A 17,866-nucleotide genomic window follows, 5' to 3' on the forward strand; every position below is an offset into this window, starting at 1 on the left:
CAGGCCGACCGGCCACGGCATCGCTCAACGGTCCACTGTCTCACCCGTGCCGGACGGGTCCGCGCTTTGCGGTCCGGTGTCCGGGGACTCGTCACTCTGCTGCGTGCTCCCCTCCTCCGCGGCGGCGCGTGCCGCGACGCGCTTGCGGCTGGCGTACATCTTGATGCCGGCCAGAACGAGGAGGAGGACGCCGCCCGCGATGACGAGCATGACGGTGGGAGTGACCTCGGTGGCCTCCACGGTGAACTTGCGTGCCTTGCCGTAGGGGACGCCGTCGGTCGTGTAGAGCTGCGCGGTCACCTCGACCGGGCCGCTCGCAGTGGCGTTGGCGGTGAACTTTACGGTCTGGCTGTGCCCGCCCTGGACCGAGACCACCTGCTGGTCCTCGCCGAACATCAACCGGGTGGGGTTGGCGGACTTCACGCGCAGGACCAGGTTGTGGGTGTCCTGGACGAGGCTGTTCTGGACGCTGACGGGGATGGTCGCGCTGTGTCCGGAGAGGGTGGCGTCGGACTTGGGGATGACCTTGACCTTCTCGCTGAGGCTGATCAGGTACTGCTGCACCTGGTCCCGGTAGTCCCGCGCCGCGTCGGGACGGCCGCGCCAGGAGGTGGACATCTCCCGGTTGGTGGCGTTGCCGAAGGGGATCTCCACGCGGTCGGGCGCGGTCAGGACCACCTTGAAGTGGTCGAGCGTGGACTCGGTGGTACGGATCTTCTCGAAGGCGGAGACCGGCAGTTCCTGCTTGGCCAGGGCCTCGGGGTACTGGCCGGCTCCGGGGACCTGGGTCGCGGCGCGCGGGTCGGGCGTGGCGGCGGCCGCGGCCTCCAGGTCGACGGGCTGGATCCAGCGGCCGGACTGCAAGCCCCGCACCGCGGCGGCCATCGTCTGGGCCTGGCTGGCGGACGGCGTCCGCTGCGGGGCCACGACGAAGCTGCGCTGGTCGTCGGTCTTCTGCAGGTTCAGGGCGAGGGTCTGGGCGAGGAACTGCTGCACCGCGAGGGTGGAGTCCCCCGCGCGGAGCATGTCGCCCTGGAAGGCGGTGGAGAGGTCGGCGTCGGCGACCACGGCCGTCGTGCCCGCGCCGATGGGCCGGGCGGCCGACGGGGTGTAGCCGAGGGCGCCGGTCTCCAGGAGGCTGTCGCTGCGGGTGAGGACGTTGTGGGCGCCGGCCGAGGTCGCGACGTTGACGATCGACGGGTCGATCGCCCCGTCCACGGGCCAGGAGAAGTCGGTGGTCGCGGGGACGTGCAGGACCGTCTCGACGGCCTGCTTCGCCTTGTCGGTGGCGGGCCGCAGCTGCCCCAGGGTGCCGGAGACGTCCTTGCCGCGGTGGGCGAGCGAGGCGATGTCGGGGTCCGCGAAGGGCAGGGCGACGACCTTCTTGCCCTGGACGGCGCTCTCCAGCGAGCTCAGCCACTGCTCGGCGAGGGCCTTGTTCTTGCCCGGGACGATCCGGCCGTCGGCGGTGCGGACCCGGTAGCCCTTGGTCATGGCGTCGACGGTGTAGAGCAGGTCGGGGTCGACGACCCAGGTGATGGGCAGCTCCCTGCCGAGCGAGACCATCTGTTCCAGGCGGCCGCCGGGCCGCAGCTCGTCGGCCAGGCTGTCGTCGAGGAAGACGGGAGTCTGCAGCTCGTCCGAGCCGGTCTCCGCCGTCAGGTGCGTGCCGGAGATCAGCGGCCACACGTACGTGAGCTGCGAGCGCTTGGCCGCGGCTTCCGGCTGCCAGGGCAGGAAGGTCCGCTTGATGCCCAGGACCTGCTCGGAGGGGCGGCTCTCGGTCTCCCCGGACAGGGAGACCCCGAGCTGGTAGACGCCGTCCTTGTCCAGCTCCAACTTGTTCACCGGAATCTTGAGGGTGAAGGGCTGGGCCACCTTCGACGGCAGCGCATCGATCTTCACGGCGAATTCGGCACCGATCTCCGCGGGATCGGTGCCCGCCCGGAAGCCGCCGCGCTCCGCTGCCTCGTCGATGGAGCTGCGGTCCCCCAGCGCCGGCCCGACCCGCAGGCCCACGTGCGCGTCGTTGATCTTCTCGCGGCCGTTGTTGACCACGGTGCCGGAGATGGTGAGGGTGTCGCCCTTCACCGGGGCGGTCGGCGTCAGGCCGTCGATCTGGACGTCGACGGTGGAGGCCGCCGCGTCCGCGGCCTGTGCCTCGGGGGCGGGCGAGTAGACCAGCGCGGCCAGCACCGGCGTCCCGGCGAGCAGGACGACCGCGCGCCGCAGCCAGCGTCGCCGGGCAGGAGCGGGCGCCCCCTGGATGTCTGCCGCCTCGGCCACGCGCCCGCCCGTCCCTCGAAGTGTCAGTGGTCGTCGTTTGTGCGTCCACGCATGGTAACGAGGCCCGCTGTGCGCGAGTGCCGCGCCTTGCTCCACATGATCGGGCCCGCCCCGGAGCGTCCGTGGGCCGGGGTGGCCACAAACGGGGAAGCTCGCGGCGGGCCGGGCACGTACCCTTTTCTGTTGTGCCGAACGCCAAGGAAGACAACCCCAGTGTCCTGAGTCAGGGACAGTCCCGCGCAGTGAGCGAACTGCTGCGGGTAGCCCCTGTCGCCGACGAACTCGGCCGCCGTTTCCAGCAGGCGGGATTCCGCCTCGCCCTGGTCGGCGGGTCCGTCCGCGACGCGCTGCTCGGGCGGCTCGGCAACGACCTCGACTTCACCACCGACGCCCGCCCCGAGGACGTCCTCAAGATCGTCAGGCCGTGGGCCGACTCCGTGTGGGACGTCGGCATCGCCTTCGGCACGGTCGGTGCTCAGAAGCTCGGCTTCCAGATCGAGGTGACCACCTACCGCTCCGAGTCCTACGACCGGACCTCGCGCAAGCCGGAGGTCTCCTACGGAGACTCGATCGAGGAAGATCTCGTTCGCCGCGACTTCACGGTGAACGCGATGGCCGTCGCGCTCCCGGAGAAGGAGTTCGTGGACCCCCACGGCGGCCTGGAGGACCTCCGGGCGGGCGTGCTGCGCACTCCCGGTACTCCGGAGGACTCCTTCTCCGACGACCCGCTGCGGATGCTGCGGGCGGCCCGTTTCGCCGCTCAGCTCGATTTCGAGGTCGCCCCCGACGTGGTGGCGGCGATGACGGCGATGTCCGGCCGCATCGAGATCGTCTCGGCGGAGCGGGTACAGGGCGAGCTGAACAAGCTGCTGCTGTCCGCGCACCCGCGCAAGGGCCTCGGCCTCCTCGTGGACACCGGACTGGCCGAGCACGTGGTGCCCGAGCTGCCGGCGCTGCGGCTGGAGAGCGACGAGCACCACCGGCACAAGGACGTCTACGACCACTCGTTGATCGTTCTGGAGCAGGCGATCGCCCTGGAGGAGGACGGACCGGACCTGGTGCTGCGGCTCGCGGCCCTGCTGCACGACATCGGCAAGCCCCGCACCCGGCGGTTCGAGAGCGACGGGCGGGTCTCCTTCCACCACCACGAGGTGGTGGGCGCGAAGATGACCAAGAAGCGCATGACCGCGCTGAAGTACTCCAACGACATGATCAAGGACGTGTCCCGGCTGGTGGAGCTGCACCTGCGCTTCCACGGCTACGGGGACGGGGAGTGGACCGACTCGGCGGTGCGGCGCTACGTCCGTGACGCCGGCCCGCTGCTGGAGCGCCTGCACAAGCTGACCCGTTCCGACTGCACCACGCGCAACAAGCGCAAGGCGAATGCCCTCTCCCGCACCTACGACGGGCTGGAAGAGCGCATCGCCCAGCTGCAGGAGCAGGAGGAGCTGGACGCGATCAGGCCCGACCTGGACGGCAACGCGATCATGCGGGTCCTGGACGTCGGTCCCGGTCCGGTGATCGGCAAGGCGTACGCGTTCCTGCTGGAGCTGCGCCTGGAGAACGGCCCCCTGGGGCCCGAGGCAGCGGCCGCCGCCCTGAAGGAGTGGTGGGCCGCGCAGAACTGAGGCGGACCTTCGGCAGGGAGCGCCGATGTTTCACGTGAAACATCCGCGTTGACCGACGCCGGAGCCCGGTACCGGAACTGCTCAGGGCGATGTTTCACGTGAAACATCGCCCTGACGCATGAGGAATCCGGCGATCGCGGCATAGAGCACGGCGACGCCGAGGATCAGCGGGACGGACCGTCCGTCGAGCGGGAGCACGAGCGACGCCACTGCCGCGGCGCTGACGAAGGCGGCGTTGAAGAGCACGTCGTAGACGGAGAAGACGCGCCCGCGGAAGGCGTCGTCCACCCGGGACTGCACGACGGTATCGGTGGAGATCTTGGCCCCCTGGGTGGCCAGGCCCAGGACGAAGGCGGCGGCCAGCATCGGGCCGGGGGCGAAGAACAGTCCGAGCGCCGGGACCAGGAGTGCGCAGCCGGCGGCGCAGACGGTCATCCAGCCCCGGGTGCCCAGCCTGTCGACGAGCCAGGGAGTCAGGACGGCGGCCGCGAAGAACCCCGCCCCGGAGACGCCGACGGTGACGCCGAGCAAGGCCAGCCCGTCGGACTCGGTGTCCGACCAGGCGTAGCGGCAGAGCATGAGCAGCGTGACGAACAGGGCCCCGTAGCAGAACCGCATCAGGGTCATGGCGGTGAGCGCCTGGGCCGCCTCGCGCCGGGAGGACAGGTGCCGCAGCCCGTCGGCCATGCCGCGCACGGCGAGGACCACCCCCTCGCGGATCGTCGGGTCGGTCCGGCCGGGAGGGTGGTCGGGCCCCAGGAGCCGCACGGCGAGGGACAGGGAGGCCAGGGCCGCGCACAAGTAGAGGCCGGCGCCGAGCAGGACGACCAGGGCGTCGGAGTCGGCGGCCAGGGCGCGGACGACGAAGGCGAGTCCCCCGCCGGCGACGGCCGCGAGGGTTCCGGCGGTCGGGGAGAGCGCGTTCGCCGTGACCAGGCGGCCGGAGTCGACGACGCGCGGCAGGGAGGCGGCGAGTCCGGCCAGGACGAAGCGGTTGACCGCGGTCACGGACAGGGCCGAGGCGTAGAAGAGCCAGTCGGGGACCTGAGCGACGATCAGCATGCCGGTGACGCAGGCGAGGAAGGCCCTCAGCAGGTTGCCGTAGAGGAAGACCTGACGGCGGGGCCAGCGGTCCAGCAGGACTCCGGCGAAGGGCCCGATCACCGAATAGGGCAGCAGGAGCACGGCCATGGCGGAGGCGATGGCCGCGGGCGAGGTCTGTTTCTCCGGGGAGAAGACGACGTAGGTGGCCAGTGCGACCTGGTACACGCCGTCAGCCGCCTGGGAGAGCAGCCGCACGGCGAGCAAGTTGCGGAAGTCCCGCAGACGCAGGAGTACGCGCAGATCACGTACGACAGCCATGTGGGCAAGGGTCACATACGCGGAGGGTCCCCGGGCACAGTGCCCGGGGACCCTCCGTGAAGACCAGCCGAAGTCCAGATGCCGTCGAGGACACCTGGAGCGCGACTAGCGCTCGGTCTCGCCGTTGATGAACTTCTCGACGTTGGCCAGGGCCTCGTCATCGAAGTACTGCACCGGCGGGGACTTCATGAAGTAGCTCGACGCCGACAGGATCGGGCCGCCGATACCGCGGTCCTTGGCGATCTTCGCAGCGCGCAGCGCGTCGATGATGACACCGGCGGAGTTCGGGGAGTCCCACACTTCGAGCTTGTACTCGAGGTTCAGGGGGACGTCGCCGAACGCGCGGCCCTCGAGGCGGACGTAGGCCCACTTGCGGTCGTCGAGCCACTGGACGTAGTCCGACGGGCCGATGTGGACGTTCTTCTCGCCGAGCTCGCGGTCGGGGATCTGCGAGGTGACGGCCTGCGTCTTGGAGATCTTCTTCGACTCGAGGCGGTCACGCTCGAGCATGTTCTTGAAGTCCATGTTGCCGCCGACGTTGAGCTGCATGGTGCGCTCAAGACGGACACCGCGGTCCTCGAACAGACGCGCCATCACGCGGTGCGTGATGGTGGCGCCGACCTGGGACTTGATGTCGTCGCCGATGATCGGGACGCCGGCCTCGGTGAACTTGTCGGCCCACTCCTTGGTGCCGGCGATGAAGACCGGGAGGGCGTTGACGAAGGCGACCTTGGCGTCGATGGCGCACTGGGCGTAGAACTTCGCCGCGTTCTCGGAACCGACGGGCAGGTAGCAGATCAGGACGTCGACCTGACGGTCCTTGAGGGTCTGCACGACGTCGGCCGGGGTCTCGTCCGACTCCTCGATCGTCATGCGGTAGTACTTGCCCAGGCCGTCCAGGGTGTGGCCGCGCTGAACGGTCACGCCCGTGTTCGGGACGTCGCAGATCTTGATGGTGTTGTTCTCGCTGGCGCCGATGGCGTCCGAAAGGTCGAGGCCGACCTTCTTCGCGTCGACGTCGAACGCGGCGACGAACTCGATGTCACTCACGTGGTACTCGCCGAACTGGACGTGCATCAGACCGGGGACCTTGGCCGCCGGGTCGGCGTCCTTGTAGTACTCGACGCCCTGCACCAGCGAGGCGGCGCAGTTGCCTACGCCGACGATGGCTACGCGAACCGAACCCATTCCGGTTGCTCCCTGTTTGTTCTCGGACGAGGCCTGCGAGATGCAGGCCTCACTTTGCTGTTTCGTCGGGCGGACCGGATCGTCTCTGATCCCGTCCCGCCCGCTCACTCTCGATGAGCTCGTTCAGCCAGCGCACTTCGCGCTCCACGGATTCCATGCCGTGGCGTTGCAGCTCGAGCGTGTAGTCGTCGAGCCGCTCGCGTGTGCGGGCGAGCGAAGCGCTCATCTTTTCCAGGCGCTCCTCAAGCCGGCTGCGACGTCCTTCCAGTACCCGCATGCGTACTTCTCGTTCGGTCTGGCCGAAGAAAGCGAAGCGGGCGGCGAAAGACTCGTCCTCCCAGGCATCGGGGCCCGTGTGGGAGAGGAGCTCTTCGAAGTGCTCCTTGCCTGCGGCCGTCAACCGGTAGACGATCTTGGCGCGGCGCCCTGCGAGTGAAGCGGCGAGAGCGTCTTCCGGGGCGTTGCCCGGTTCTTCGATCAACCAGCCGTTGGTGACGAGCGTCTTGAGGCAGGGGTAGAGCGTCCCGTAGCTGAACGCCCTGAACACCCCCAGCGAAGTGTTGAGCCGCTTGCGCAGCTCGTAGCCGTGCATGGGGGATTCGCGAAGCAGGCCCAGGACGGCGAACTCGAGGATGCCTGAGCGCCTGCTCATTCGCCTGCCCCTCCTCCGCCTCGGAGTGTGTATGCCGAGCTGATGTATCGGCTCGATACATCCAGACGATAGAACGGGCGGCCCCCCGCTACAAGTCGCAACGCGGTGACCGGCGTCACATCATCAATTCATAGGGGGCAAGTTGCCTGTTTTGGGGTGAACTTCGGCACTGGTTAGCTTTTGGTCCTGCGTAGTCTGTGCGCCATGACACCGGGGGGACCGGAATTCAACTGCCGCTTCCAGGCCACTCGCCTGCCCGAGGAGTAGTCGTTCGATGAGCGAGCACCGCCGCAAACCGCAGCAGCCGCAGGGCGGCGGCCGCGCCGCGGCCCGCAAGGCCGCCCAGCAGCGCCCTGGACGGGGCGCCGGCTCCGGGCGTGACGTCCCCACCTCGTCACCCAGCGGGCCGTATTCCGACCAGCCGAGCCACGGCAGCCGTGCCGACGCCCGCAGAGCCGCCGGCCGCGGTACCTCGGGCCGCGGCAAGGACGCGGGCAGCGCCGGCCGCGCCGCGGGCGGCCCGGACAAGCGCGTGATCAACTACCCGCGCTCGGACAAGGACGGCTGGAAGCGCTTCGTCCCGTCCTGGAAGCTCGTCGGCGGTACCGCCCTGGGCTTCTTCGCGATCATCACGGCCGGCGCCGGCATCGGCATCGCCTCGGTGAACACCCCCGACGCGAACAAGGCCGCCGAGGCGCAGAACAACGTCTTCTACTGGGCCGACGACACCCAGATGGTCGCGACCGGCGGTTCCGTGAACCGTCAGATCGTGCCCATCGGGAAGATCCCCCGGTCGATGCAGAACGCGGTCATCGCCGCGGAGAACGAGTCCTTCGAGTCGGACAAGGGCGTCGACCCGATGGGCATCGGCCGGGCCGTGTGGAACATGGCCAAGGGCGGATCCACCCAGGGCGGCTCGACGATCACCCAGCAGTACGTGAAGAACACGTACCTGGACTCCGACCAGACGCTCAAGCGCAAGGTCACCGAGCTGTTCATCTCGATAAAACTCGGTGTGACCACGGAGAAGAACACCATCCTGGCCGGCTACCTGAACACCGCCTACTACGGGCGCGACGCCTACGGGATCCAGGCGGCGTCACGGGCCTACTTCGGCAAGGACTGCACGGACCTGACCCCCTCCGAGGGCGCCTTCCTGGCCGCCGTGCTCAAGGGCCCCAACCTCTACAACCCGGACGGCGGCATCGGCGCCTCGGCCACCCCCCAGCTGAACACGGAGCGCGCCAAGCAGCGCTGGGCGTGGGTGCTGGACCGCGAGGTCGCCGTGGGCCGGATGCAGCAGTCCGAGCGGGAGCAGTACAAGGAGTTCCCCAAGCTCATCGAGTCCGCCCAGGCCCGCGGCATGTCCGGGCAGATCGGCTACCTGGTCGACACCGCCAAGCTGTACGTGACGAAGTCCAAGGGCATCACGGCCGACGATCTGGCCAAGGGCGGCTACCAGATCCACACCACCTTCGAGAAGCCGAAGGTGGACGCGCTGGCCAAGGCGGTCGAGGACACGCGGGACGGGTTCATCGACGAGAAGAAGCGGCCCGAGTACGACACCTTCGTCCAGTTCGGCGCGGCCTCGGTCGACGTGAAGACCGGCGCGCTGGTGGCCCTGTACGGCGGTCCTGGCATGGACAAGAAGTACTTCAACAACAACGCCAACACCACGGGTGTACCGGTCGGCTCGACCTGGAAGCCCTACGTGCTGGCGGCGGCCATGCAGTACGGCACCCAGAACTCGAAGGGCCAGGGGATCTCGGCCGACAGTAAGTACATGGCCAACGACCTCACGGTGATCAACAACCGTCAGGGAAAGCCGCTGTACGAGAGCCCCGGCAAGCCGTTCCGGCAGAAGAACGAGAGCGCGACGCCCTACGGCTACGTGACCCTGAACGAGGCGATGGAGAAGTCCATCAACGTACCGTTCGCCCAGCTCATCTTCGACGTCGGCCACGACAAGGTCCGCGAGGTGGCCAGGTCCACCGGCATCCTCGACGAGTCGATGGACCCGGGTGACAACGCCTCCTTCGCCCTGGGCACCTCGACCCCCAGCGCCATCCGGATGGCCGACTCGTACGCCACCTTCGCCGCCTCCGGCACCCATCGCGAGCCCTTCTCCGTGCGCAGCGTCGAGAAGGACGGCAAGGACCTCCCCGGTTTCGAGCCGCCCAAGGCCGAGCAGGCCATGGACAACTCGATCGCCGACAACGTCACCAAGGTGCTGCGCAACGTCGTCGAGAAGGGCACCGGCACCAAGGCGAAGAAGCTGGGCCGCCCGGCCGCCGGCAAGACCGGAACCACCGACAAGAACAAGTCGGCCTGGTTCGTCGGGTACACGCCCGAACTGTCCACCTCGGTGGCGTTGTTCCGCTCGGACCCCAACGCGGAGAAGAAGGAACTGATCTCCATGAACCACGTGGGTGGCGTCGACTCCATCCACGGTGGTGACATCCCGGCCCAGATCTGGACCGAGTACATGAAGGCGGCGCTCAACGGCGTTCCGGAGAAGGACTTCCCGGAGCCCGAGAAGATCAGTGTCACCGCGGACTCCTCGGGGGCCCCCTCCCCCACCCCGTCCCCGTCGCCCTCCCCTTCGCCCTCCCCGTCGTCGATGGCCCCGTCGGCCGAGCCGTCCCCGTCGCCGTCCCCGTCCAAGGAGGGCAAGCCGTCCTGCCGGCCGTGGGAGATCTGCGACCCGGACCCGAGCCCCAGTGGGTCCGGATCGCCCTCGCCCTCGCCCAGCAAATCGACCGGCAGACCGGGCGGCACGACGGGCGGCGGCGGTGGCTTCCCGATAGGCGGATCCACGGGAGGCTGACCGGCCTTCCACGGAGCGGCTCCCACGGAGCGGCTCCCACGGACCGGCCGCCCCACGGGGCCGCCCCCCGGCAAGGCAGGCGAGGGCCGTCGCACCTGGTGCGGCGGCCCTCCCCCATGTCCGGCGCGGTACGGCAGGATGTGCGCATGACGAAGGTGCACGAGGACAGCCCCGTACTGCCCACCCAGCAGGACGAGGTCGCTGCCGCCGGGAGCGAACTCATCGGCGGTCCGCTGGGCCGCTACGCCAGGCTGGGCGGCCACTGGCTGACTCCCGTGCGCGTCGTGGTGCTCGTCGCCCTGGGGATGTTCGCGCTCGGCATGGTGCAGAAGCTGCCCTGCTACGACTGGGCGTGGTTCCGCGGAGCCGGTTCCCAGTACACCCACGCCTGCTACTCGGACATCCCGCACCTCTACGTCGTACGCGGATTCGCCGACGGCCTCACCCCGTACTTCGACCGGCTCCCCGGCGACATGCAGTTCCTGGAGTACCCGGTGCTCACCGGGCTCTTCATGGAGATCGCCTCCTGGCTGACCCCGGGCAGCGGCTCCATGCAGCACCGGGAGCAGATGTACTGGATGGTCAACTCGGGCATGCTGATGGCCTGCGCCGCCGTGATCGCCGTGTGTGTCGCCCGCACCCACCGCCTGCGGCCGTGGGACGCCCTGCTCTTCGCCCTCGCGCCGGCCTTCGCCCTGACCGCGACCATCAACTGGGACCTGCTGGCCATCGCCCTGACCGCGGCCGCGATGCTCATGTGGTCGCGGGGCCGGGCCCTGTGGTTCGGCGTCCTGATCGGCCTGGCCACCGCCGCCAAGCTCTACCCGGTGCTCCTGCTCGGAGCCGCGTTCGTGCTCTGCTGGCGGGCCGGGAAGTGGCGTGCGTTCGGTGCCGCGGTCGGCGGGGCCGTCGTCTCCTGGCTTGTGGTGAACCTGCCCGTGATGCTCTTCGCGTGGGACGGCTGGCAGAAGTTCTACACCTTCAGCCAGGAGCGGCCCATCGACTTCGGGTCCGTATGGCTGCTGATCTCCCAGCGCTCCGGGAACCCGCTCGAAGGCGCCAACACCTATGCGACGGGCCTGACGCTGCTGCTCTGCGCGGGCATCGGCCTGCTCACGCTGACGGCGCCCCGGCGCCCCCGCTTCGCACAGCTGGCCTTCCTGCTCGTGGCCGCCTTCATCCTGGTCAACAAGGTCTACTCGCCCCAGTACGTGCTGTGGCTGATCCCGCTCGCCGCTCTGGCCCGCCCGCGCTGGCGGGACTTCCTGATCTGGCAGGCCGGCGAGGTCGTCTACTTCCTGGGGATCTGGTTCTACCTGGCCTATACGACCAGCGGGGAAAAGCACCAGGGTCTGCCCCTGGAGGGCTACCAGCTGGCCATCGCCGCCCACCTGCTGTGCACGCTCTACCTGTGCGCCGTCGTCGTGCGCGACATCCTGATGCCCGAGCGCGACGTGGTGCGGCGCGACGGTTCGGACGACCCCTCCGGTGGCGTCCTGGACGGAGCCGAGGACGTGTTCACGCTGGCCCAGACGGCGAAGGCGCCGCAGTACGCGGCGCCTCCGGAGGGACAGCGGGTCGACTGGGGCGCGGGCCCCAGGGACTGACTCAGGCGTCGAGCGCCCGGTCGAACTGCGTCGTGGTGTGGCGCAGGTGCGCGACCAGCTCGTCGCCGACCTTCGGCTCGGGCGAGTCCGCGGGCACGAACAGGATGGACACCTGCATGTGCGGCGGCTCCGCGAACCAGCGCTGCTTGCCGGCCCATACGAACGGCGACAGGTTCCGGTTGACGGTGGCCAGTCCGGCCCGGGCGACGCCCTTGGCGCGGGGCATCACCCCGTGCAGGGCCTTGGGGGCCTCGAGGCCCACCCCGTGCGAGGTGCCGCCGGCGACCACGACCAGCCAGCCGTCGGAGGCGGCCTTCTGCTGGCGGTAGCCGAACCGGTCGCCCTTGGCGACGCGGGTGACGTCGAGGACCGCGCCGCGGTACTCGGTCGCGTCGTGGTCGCCCAGCCACAGCCGGGTGCCGATGCGGGCCCGGAAGCGGGTCTGCGGGAACTGCTGCTGCAGCCGGGCCAGCTCGGCGGCCCTCAGGTGGCTGACGAACATGGTGTGCAGCGGCAGCCGGGCCGCGCGCAGCCGGTCCATCCAGCCGATGACCTCCTCGACGGCGTCCGATCCGTCCGGGCGGTCCAGGGGCAGGTGCAGGGCGAAGCCCTCCAGCCGGACGTCCTCGATCGCCGAGTGCAGCTGGCCGAGGTCCTGCTCGGAGATGCCGTGGCGGCGCATCGAGCTCATGCACTCGATGACCACGCGGGCACCGACCAGTCCGCGCACGCCGTCCAGCGAGGACACCGAGCGGATGACGCGGTCCGGCAGCGGAACCGGCTCCTCACCGCGCCGGAAGGGGGTGAGGACGAGCAGGTCCCCGCCGAACCAGTCCTTGATGCTGGCGGCCTCGTACGTCGTGCCGACGGCCAGGACGTCAGCGCCCAGCCGGGTCGCCTCCTCGCAGAGCCGTTCGTGGCCGAAGCCGTAGCCGTTGCCCTTGCAGACCGGGACCATCCCCGGGAACTGGTCCTGGACCTGCTTCTGGTGCGCACGCCAGCGCGCGGTGTCGACGTAGAGCGTGAGCGCCATGCCCGTCCGGAGCCTCTCTCGAAAAGCTGCGTGGTGCAGCGGTGCCGTCTGTGTGGTGGGGCGGGGTGGATCAGCGGCGGGACATGTAGATGTCGAGCGCCTTGTGCAGCAGCTTGTTGAGCGGGAAGTCCCACTCGCCGACGTACTCGACGGCCTCGCCGCCCGTGCCGACCTTGAACTGGATCAGACCGAACAGGTGGTCGTTCTCGTCCAGGGTGTCACTGATGCCGCGCAGGTCGTAGACGCTCGCGCCGAGCGCGTACGAGTCGCGCAGCATGCGCCACTGCATCGCGTTCGAGGGGCGGACCTCGCGCTTGTGGTTGGCGGAGGCGCCGTACGAGTACCAGACGTGCTGGCCGACGGTGAGCATCGTGGCGGCGGCCAGCGGCTCCCCCTCGTGCTTGGCGATGTACAGCCGCATCCGGTTGGGGTCCTCGGAGTTGAGGGCCGTCCACTGGCGCTGGAAGTAGCTGAGCGGGCGCGGGCGGAACTTGTCGCGCTCGGCCGTGATCTCGTACAGGTGCTGCCAGGTCGCCAGGTCCTCGTAGCCGCCCTGGACGACCTCGACGCCGGCCTTCTCGGCCTTCTTGATGTTGCGGCGCCACAGCTGGTTGAAGCCCTTGAGGACGTCGTCCAGCGAGCGGTTGGCCAGCGGCACCTGGAAGACGTACCGGGGCTGGACGTCACCGAAGCCGGCGCCGCCGTCCTCGGCCTGCTGCCAGCCCATGCGCCGCAGCTTGTCGGACACCTCGAAGGCGCGGGGCTCGATGTGCGAGGCCTCCACGTCACGAAGGCGCTTGACGTCGGGGTCCTGGATTCCGGCCTTGATGGCGGTGGAGTTCCAGCGGCGGATGACGACGGGCGGGCCCATCTTCACGGTGAAGGCGCCCTGCTGCTTGAGGTGCGCCAGCATAGGCTGGAGCCACTCCTCGAGATTGGGGGCGTGCCAGTTGATGACCGGCCCCTCGGGGAGGTAGGCGAGGTAGCGCTTCACCTTGGGCAGCTGGCGGTACAACACGAGGGCCGCGCCGACGAGTTCATCGGAGTCGTCGAACCATCCGAGGTTCTCGGAACGCCACTCGTTCTTCACGTCGGCCCACGCCGGGACCTGGCAGTGGCTAGCCGAGGGCAGGCTCTGGAGGTACCCCAGATGCTGCTCTCGGCTGATGGTCCTCAGGGACAGGCTCATGCGGGGCGTCTCCTCCGGCGGCTTCGCTGGCTATGGCGCGAAGCCTACTGCGACAAGGGCGCCACCCATCTGGGGGACAGGCCGGGCCTGGGCCGGTAGAGGCCGGCGCCCGTCGCGGAGATACCCGGTCAGCCCAGCCAGCCACCGAAGAGACCGCCGTGCGCCATGCCGAGGAAGAAGCCCAGGCCCGCGGCGCCGAGGCCGACGATCAGCGCGAAGCGCTCGCGTGTCGTAACCGATACGAACTGTCCGTAGGCGCCGGTGAGGATCCCGAACAGCCCGGCCCACGAGCTGATCAGGTGCAGATTGTGGAAGAACGCCGTGACGAACGCCACGGCGCCGAGGATCAGGGTGGCCGCGACCAGGGTGTCCTGGAGCGGATGGGGCTTGCCGTCGGTCGCGAAGAGCGAGATCGCGGGGGCGGACTGTCGTCGCATTGCCTGTGCCATCGGTAGGCACCTCCTGGCTGCAGCAGAGCGGTGCTTCGGGGCCTCCTCCGGCAGGGGCCGGGGGCATAGCACCGAGCACACCCGATGCATACAGATTGTGGCCCCCTGGTGCCGGATTTCAACCGGAAGGAGTCGACCAGGTAGTCTGTACGGTCTGCGCGGTGTCTGCTTGCGGATGCCGTGCTTACGCATCACGACCCTCCTGCCACGGAACGACCGTGGCCGCTGAGTCCAAAGGAGGTGGGTTCCACATGCGTCACTACGAAGTGATGGTCATCCTCGACCCCGATCTCGAGGAGCGCGCTGTCTCCCCGCTGATCGAGAACTTCCTTTCTGTCGTCCGTGAGGGCAACGGAAAGGTCGAGAAGGTCGACACCTGGGGCCGTCGTCGTCTCGCTTACGAGATCAAGAAGAAGCCTGAGGGCATCTACTCGGTCATCGACCTCCAGGCCGAGCCTGCGGTCGTCAAGGAGCTTGACCGACAGATGAACTTGAACGAGTCGGTTCTCCGGACCAAGGTCCTTCGCCCCGAGACCCACTGAACTTCGGTTCAGCGGTAATCGGGACCGAGTAGCACAGCAGCCCAGCAGCAATCCCCGCCGAGAGGTTCATCCATGGCAGGCGAGACCGTCATCACGGTCGTCGGCAATCTCGTCGACGACCCCGAGCTGCGCTTCACCCCCTCGGGTGCGGCGGTCGCGAAGTTCCGTGTCGCGTCCACTCCCCGCACCTTCGACAAGCAGACCAATGAGTGGAAGGACGGCGAAAGCCTGTTCCTCACCTGCTCGGTCTGGCGACAGGCGGCGGAGAACGTCGCCGAGTCGCTTCAGCGAGGCATGCGCGTCATCGTGCAGGGCCGGCTGAAGCAGCGGTCCTACGAGGACCGTGAGGGTGTCAAGCGCACGGTCTACGAGCTGGACGTCGAGGAAGTCGGCCCCAGTCTGAAGAGCGCCACGGCCAAGGTCACCAAGACCACCGGTCGAGGTGGCCAGGGTGGATACGGCGGCGGCGGTCAGCAGCAGGGTGGCGGCGGTGGCAACTGGGGCGGAGCCCCCAGCGGCGGCGGTCCCCAGGGCGGCGGAGCTCCCTCCGACGACCCGTGGGCGTCCAACGCGCCGGCCGGCGGCCAGCAGCAGCAGGGTGGCGGCGGTGGCTGGGGCGGAAGCTCCGGCGGCACCGGCGGATCCGGCGGCGGCTACTCGGACGAGCCTCCCTTCTAGGGCAGCTCGAACCCCCACTTCTTGATTTCACAGGAGAGACACAATGGCGAAGCCGCCTGTGCGCAAGCCTAAGAAGAAGGTCTGCGCGTTCTGCAAGGACAAGACCGTGTACGTGGACTACAAGGACACGAACATGCTGCGGAAGTTCATTTCCGACCGCGGCAAGATCCGTGCCCGCCGCGTCACCGGCAACTGCACGCAGCACCAGCGTGACGTCGCCACGGCAGTCAAGAACAGCCGTGAGATGGCACTGCTGCCCTACACGTCCACCGCGCGATAAGGAAAGGGTGACCGAATAATGAAGATCATCCTGACCCACGAGGTCACTGGCCTCGGCACCGCCGGCGATGTCGTCGACGTCAAGGACGGTTACGCTCGCAACTACCTGGTCCCGCGTGGTTTCGCGATCCGCTGGACCAAGGGTGGCGAGAAGGACGTGGCGCAGATCCGCCGCGCCCGCAAGATCCACGAGATCGCGACCATCGAGCAGGCCAACGAGTTCAAGGCCAAGCTCGAGGCCGTCAAGGTCCGTCTGGCCACCCGCGCGGGTGACGCCGGTCGTCTCTTCGGTTCCGTCACGCCCTCCGACATCGCCACGGCGATCGAGGCGTCCGGTGGCCCGAAGGTCGACAAGCGCCGCGTTGAGCTGGGCTCGCCGATCAAGACCCTCGGTTCGTACCAGGTCTCCGTGCGTCTGCACGCCGACGTGGCCGCGAACGTGGGCATCGAGGTCGTCGCCGCCTAAGGGCTGTGCATGAAGGGCCGCACTCCTTCGGGAGTGCGGCCCTTCGTCGTTCGCCGATGTTTCACGTGAAACATCGGTCAGCGCGTCGCCCCCGCGATCAGCCAGCGCCCCGAGCGGGCGCGCAGCTGGAGGGTGACCATCCGGACCAGCATCATCAGGGTCATGGCGCACCAGAGGGCCGTCAGACCGCCGCCCGCGGCCGGAACGAGCAGGGCCGCCGGGGTGAACACGGCGAGGGTCAGCAGCATGGCCCAGGCCAGGTAGCGGCCGTCGCCGGCGCCCATGAGTACGCCGTCGAGGATGAAGACGATGCCGGAGACGGGCTGGGAGACGGCCACCACGAGCAGGGCGGGCAGCAGCGCGCTCTCCACCGCCGGGTCGCTGGTGAAGAGCGGGATGAAGACGGGGCGGGCCGCGATCACCGCGATGCCCAGGACGATGCCGGAGACGATCCCCCACTGCACCATGCGCCGGCAGGCGGCCTTGGCGCCCTCGGTGTCGCCCGCACCGAGGTAGCGGCCGATGATGGCCTGGCCGGCGATCGCGATGGCGTCGAGGGCGAAGGCGAGCAGGCTCCACAGCGAGAGCAGGATCTGGTGGGCGGCGATGTCGGCGTCCCCGAGGCGTGCGGCCACGGCGGTGGCGATCAGCAGGACGGCGCGCAGGGACAGGGTGCGCACGAGCAGGGGCGCTCCGGCCTGGGCGCACGCGCGGATCCCCGCGGCGTCGGGGCGCAGGGAGGCGCCGTGCCGACGGGCTCCGCGGACGACGACGACCAGGTAGGCGGCGGCCATCGCGCACTGGGCGATCACCGTGCCCCAGGCGGAACCGGCGATGCCGAGGCCGGCGCCGTAGACGAGCGCGACGTTCAGGGCCGCGTTGAGGGTGAAGCCGCCGATCGCGACGTAGAGCGGTGTCCGGGTGTCCTGGAGTCCGCGGATGACTCCGGTGGCGGCGAGCACCACGAGCATCGCGGGAATGCCGAGGGCGGAGATCCGCAGGTAGGTGACCGCGTAGGGGGCCACGGTGTCGGACGCTCCGAAGAGTGCGATCAGTGAGGGTGCGGCAGGAAGTACGACGGCGATGACGGCCACGCCGAGCAGCAGGGCCAGCCAGATGCCGTCCATGCCCTGCCGGATGGCGGCCGGGAGGTCGCCCGCGCCGACGCGGCGGGCCACGGCCGCGGTGGTGGCGTAGGCGAGGAAGACGAATACGCTCACGGCGGTGGTGAGCAGAGCGGCGGCGATGCCGAGACCGGCCAGCTGGGGGGTGCCGAGGTGCCCGACGATGGCGCTGTCGGCCATGACGAAGAGGGGTTCGGCGACGAGTGCGCCGAAGGCCGGGACGGCGAGCGCGAGGATCTCGCGGTCGTGCCGTCTCGGGGCAGCCTTCGGTGCTGTGGGGGCCTGTCTCATGCGCTCAATCTAATCTTCCACAGGTAATGGATGCAAGGGGCCAGGAGTCCTTACTCGTGCGCTGATTCGCGCGTTCTCCCCACCTCGTTGGAGGCGATCTCGAGACAGTGGCGAATTTTTTTCTCTTCCACCGTCCCTGAGGGAGGAAATCGCAGGTCAGATGGGGTGGAAGGGTGCCTCAGGTGATTTTGTCCACAGCGTCGTCCCCCGGTCCGTGCACAGCTTCCGGGCACTTACCCACAGCATTGGCACCGTCATCCACACC

General features: G+C 69.0%; 15 protein-coding genes. 7 read left to right on the forward strand and 8 right to left on the reverse strand.

The features are described from left to right. Positions 1 to 24: 24 nt before the first annotated feature. Positions 25 to 2,286 carry a DUF6049 family protein gene (locus J7E97_RS00435; protein WP_215021238.1) on the reverse strand — a complete coding sequence of 754 codons (2,262 nt, stop codon included), beginning with the start codon at positions 2,284 to 2,286 and terminating at the stop codon, positions 25 to 27. A gap of 185 nt (positions 2,287 to 2,471) precedes the next feature. On the opposite strand from J7E97_RS00435, the gene J7E97_RS00440 reads away from it, so the two are divergent. Beyond that, the gene (locus tag J7E97_RS00440; protein WP_215021239.1) at positions 2,472 to 3,914 is read left to right on the forward strand and encodes a CCA tRNA nucleotidyltransferase; all 1,443 of its coding nucleotides are present in this window, start codon (positions 2,472 to 2,474) and stop codon (positions 3,912 to 3,914) included. A gap of 81 nt (positions 3,915 to 3,995) precedes the next feature. On the opposite strand, the gene J7E97_RS00445 is transcribed toward J7E97_RS00440, so the two are convergent. The 3 genes from J7E97_RS00445 to J7E97_RS00455 all read right to left on the reverse strand — a co-directional run bounded on the left by J7E97_RS00445 (position 3,996) and on the right by J7E97_RS00455 (position 7,116). Continuing rightward, positions 3,996 to 5,276 carry an MFS transporter gene (locus tag J7E97_RS00445; RefSeq protein WP_215021240.1) on the reverse strand — a complete coding sequence of 427 codons (1,281 nt, stop codon included), beginning with the start codon at positions 5,274 to 5,276 and terminating at the stop codon, positions 3,996 to 3,998. 105 nt (positions 5,277 to 5,381) lie between these two features. Beyond that, the gene (locus J7E97_RS00450; RefSeq protein WP_215021241.1) at positions 5,382 to 6,464 is read right to left on the reverse strand and encodes an inositol-3-phosphate synthase; all 1,083 of its coding nucleotides are present in this window, start codon (positions 6,462 to 6,464) and stop codon (positions 5,382 to 5,384) included. 49 nt (positions 6,465 to 6,513) lie between these two features. After that, entirely contained in the window at positions 6,514 to 7,116 is a 603-nt protein-coding gene (locus J7E97_RS00455; RefSeq protein WP_215021242.1) for a PadR family transcriptional regulator, read from the reverse strand. 274 nt (positions 7,117 to 7,390) lie between these two features. On the opposite strand from J7E97_RS00455, the gene J7E97_RS00460 reads away from it, so the two are divergent. Together J7E97_RS00460 and J7E97_RS00465 are read left to right on the forward strand one after the other, a co-directional pair. Beyond that, positions 7,391 to 9,943, forward strand: a complete 2,553-nt coding sequence (locus J7E97_RS00460) for a transglycosylase domain-containing protein (RefSeq protein ID WP_215021243.1) — start codon at positions 7,391 to 7,393, stop codon at positions 9,941 to 9,943. Positions 9,944 to 10,089: 146 nt separating this feature from the next. Next, positions 10,090 to 11,550: a glycosyltransferase family 87 protein gene (locus J7E97_RS00465; protein ID WP_215021244.1), complete on the forward strand. Its 1,461-nt coding sequence runs from the start codon at positions 10,090 to 10,092 to the stop codon at positions 11,548 to 11,550. Position 11,551: 1 nt separating this feature from the next. Here the strand turns inward: J7E97_RS00465 and J7E97_RS00470 are convergent, their stop codons facing one another. From J7E97_RS00470 to J7E97_RS00480, 3 genes are all read right to left on the reverse strand, one after another. Continuing rightward, positions 11,552 to 12,583, reverse strand: a complete 1,032-nt coding sequence (locus J7E97_RS00470; protein WP_215021245.1) for an alanine racemase — start codon at positions 12,581 to 12,583, stop codon at positions 11,552 to 11,554. 70 nt (positions 12,584 to 12,653) lie between these two features. Then, entirely contained in the window at positions 12,654 to 13,772 is a 1,119-nt protein-coding gene (locus J7E97_RS00475) for a peptidoglycan bridge formation glycyltransferase FemA/FemB family protein (RefSeq protein WP_215021246.1), read from the reverse strand. A 128-nt stretch (positions 13,773 to 13,900) separates the two neighbouring features. After that, entirely contained in the window at positions 13,901 to 14,221 is a 321-nt protein-coding gene (locus tag J7E97_RS00480) for a hypothetical protein (RefSeq protein WP_215021247.1), read from the reverse strand. 251 nt (positions 14,222 to 14,472) lie between these two features. On the opposite strand from J7E97_RS00480, the gene rpsF reads away from it, so the two are divergent. The 4 genes from rpsF (at position 14,473) to rplI (ending at position 16,186) form a co-directional block, all read left to right on the forward strand. After that, the gene (gene rpsF / locus J7E97_RS00485; protein ID WP_004950685.1) at positions 14,473 to 14,763 is read left to right on the forward strand and encodes a 30S ribosomal protein S6; all 291 of its coding nucleotides are present in this window, start codon (positions 14,473 to 14,475) and stop codon (positions 14,761 to 14,763) included. Positions 14,764 to 14,835: 72 nt separating this feature from the next. Next, entirely contained in the window at positions 14,836 to 15,441 is a 606-nt protein-coding gene (locus J7E97_RS00490; protein WP_215021248.1) for a single-stranded DNA-binding protein, read from the forward strand. A 43-nt stretch (positions 15,442 to 15,484) separates the two neighbouring features. Beyond that, positions 15,485 to 15,721 carry a 30S ribosomal protein S18 gene (rpsR, locus tag J7E97_RS00495; protein ID WP_003956534.1) on the forward strand — a complete coding sequence of 79 codons (237 nt, stop codon included), beginning with the start codon at positions 15,485 to 15,487 and terminating at the stop codon, positions 15,719 to 15,721. Positions 15,722 to 15,739: 18 nt separating this feature from the next. Next, entirely contained in the window at positions 15,740 to 16,186 is a 447-nt protein-coding gene (gene rplI / locus J7E97_RS00500; protein ID WP_215021249.1) for a 50S ribosomal protein L9, read from the forward strand. Between the two features lie 77 nt (positions 16,187 to 16,263). Here rplI and J7E97_RS00505 read toward each other — a convergent pair whose 3' ends face one another. Next, positions 16,264 to 17,601, reverse strand: a complete 1,338-nt coding sequence (locus J7E97_RS00505) for an MATE family efflux transporter (protein ID WP_215021250.1) — start codon at positions 17,599 to 17,601, stop codon at positions 16,264 to 16,266. Between the last annotated feature and the right edge of the window lie 265 nt (positions 17,602 to 17,866).

This window comes from Streptomyces sp. ISL-66 (genome assembly GCF_018614135.1).
Lineage (GTDB): Bacteria > Actinomycetota > Actinomycetes > Streptomycetales > Streptomycetaceae > Streptomyces.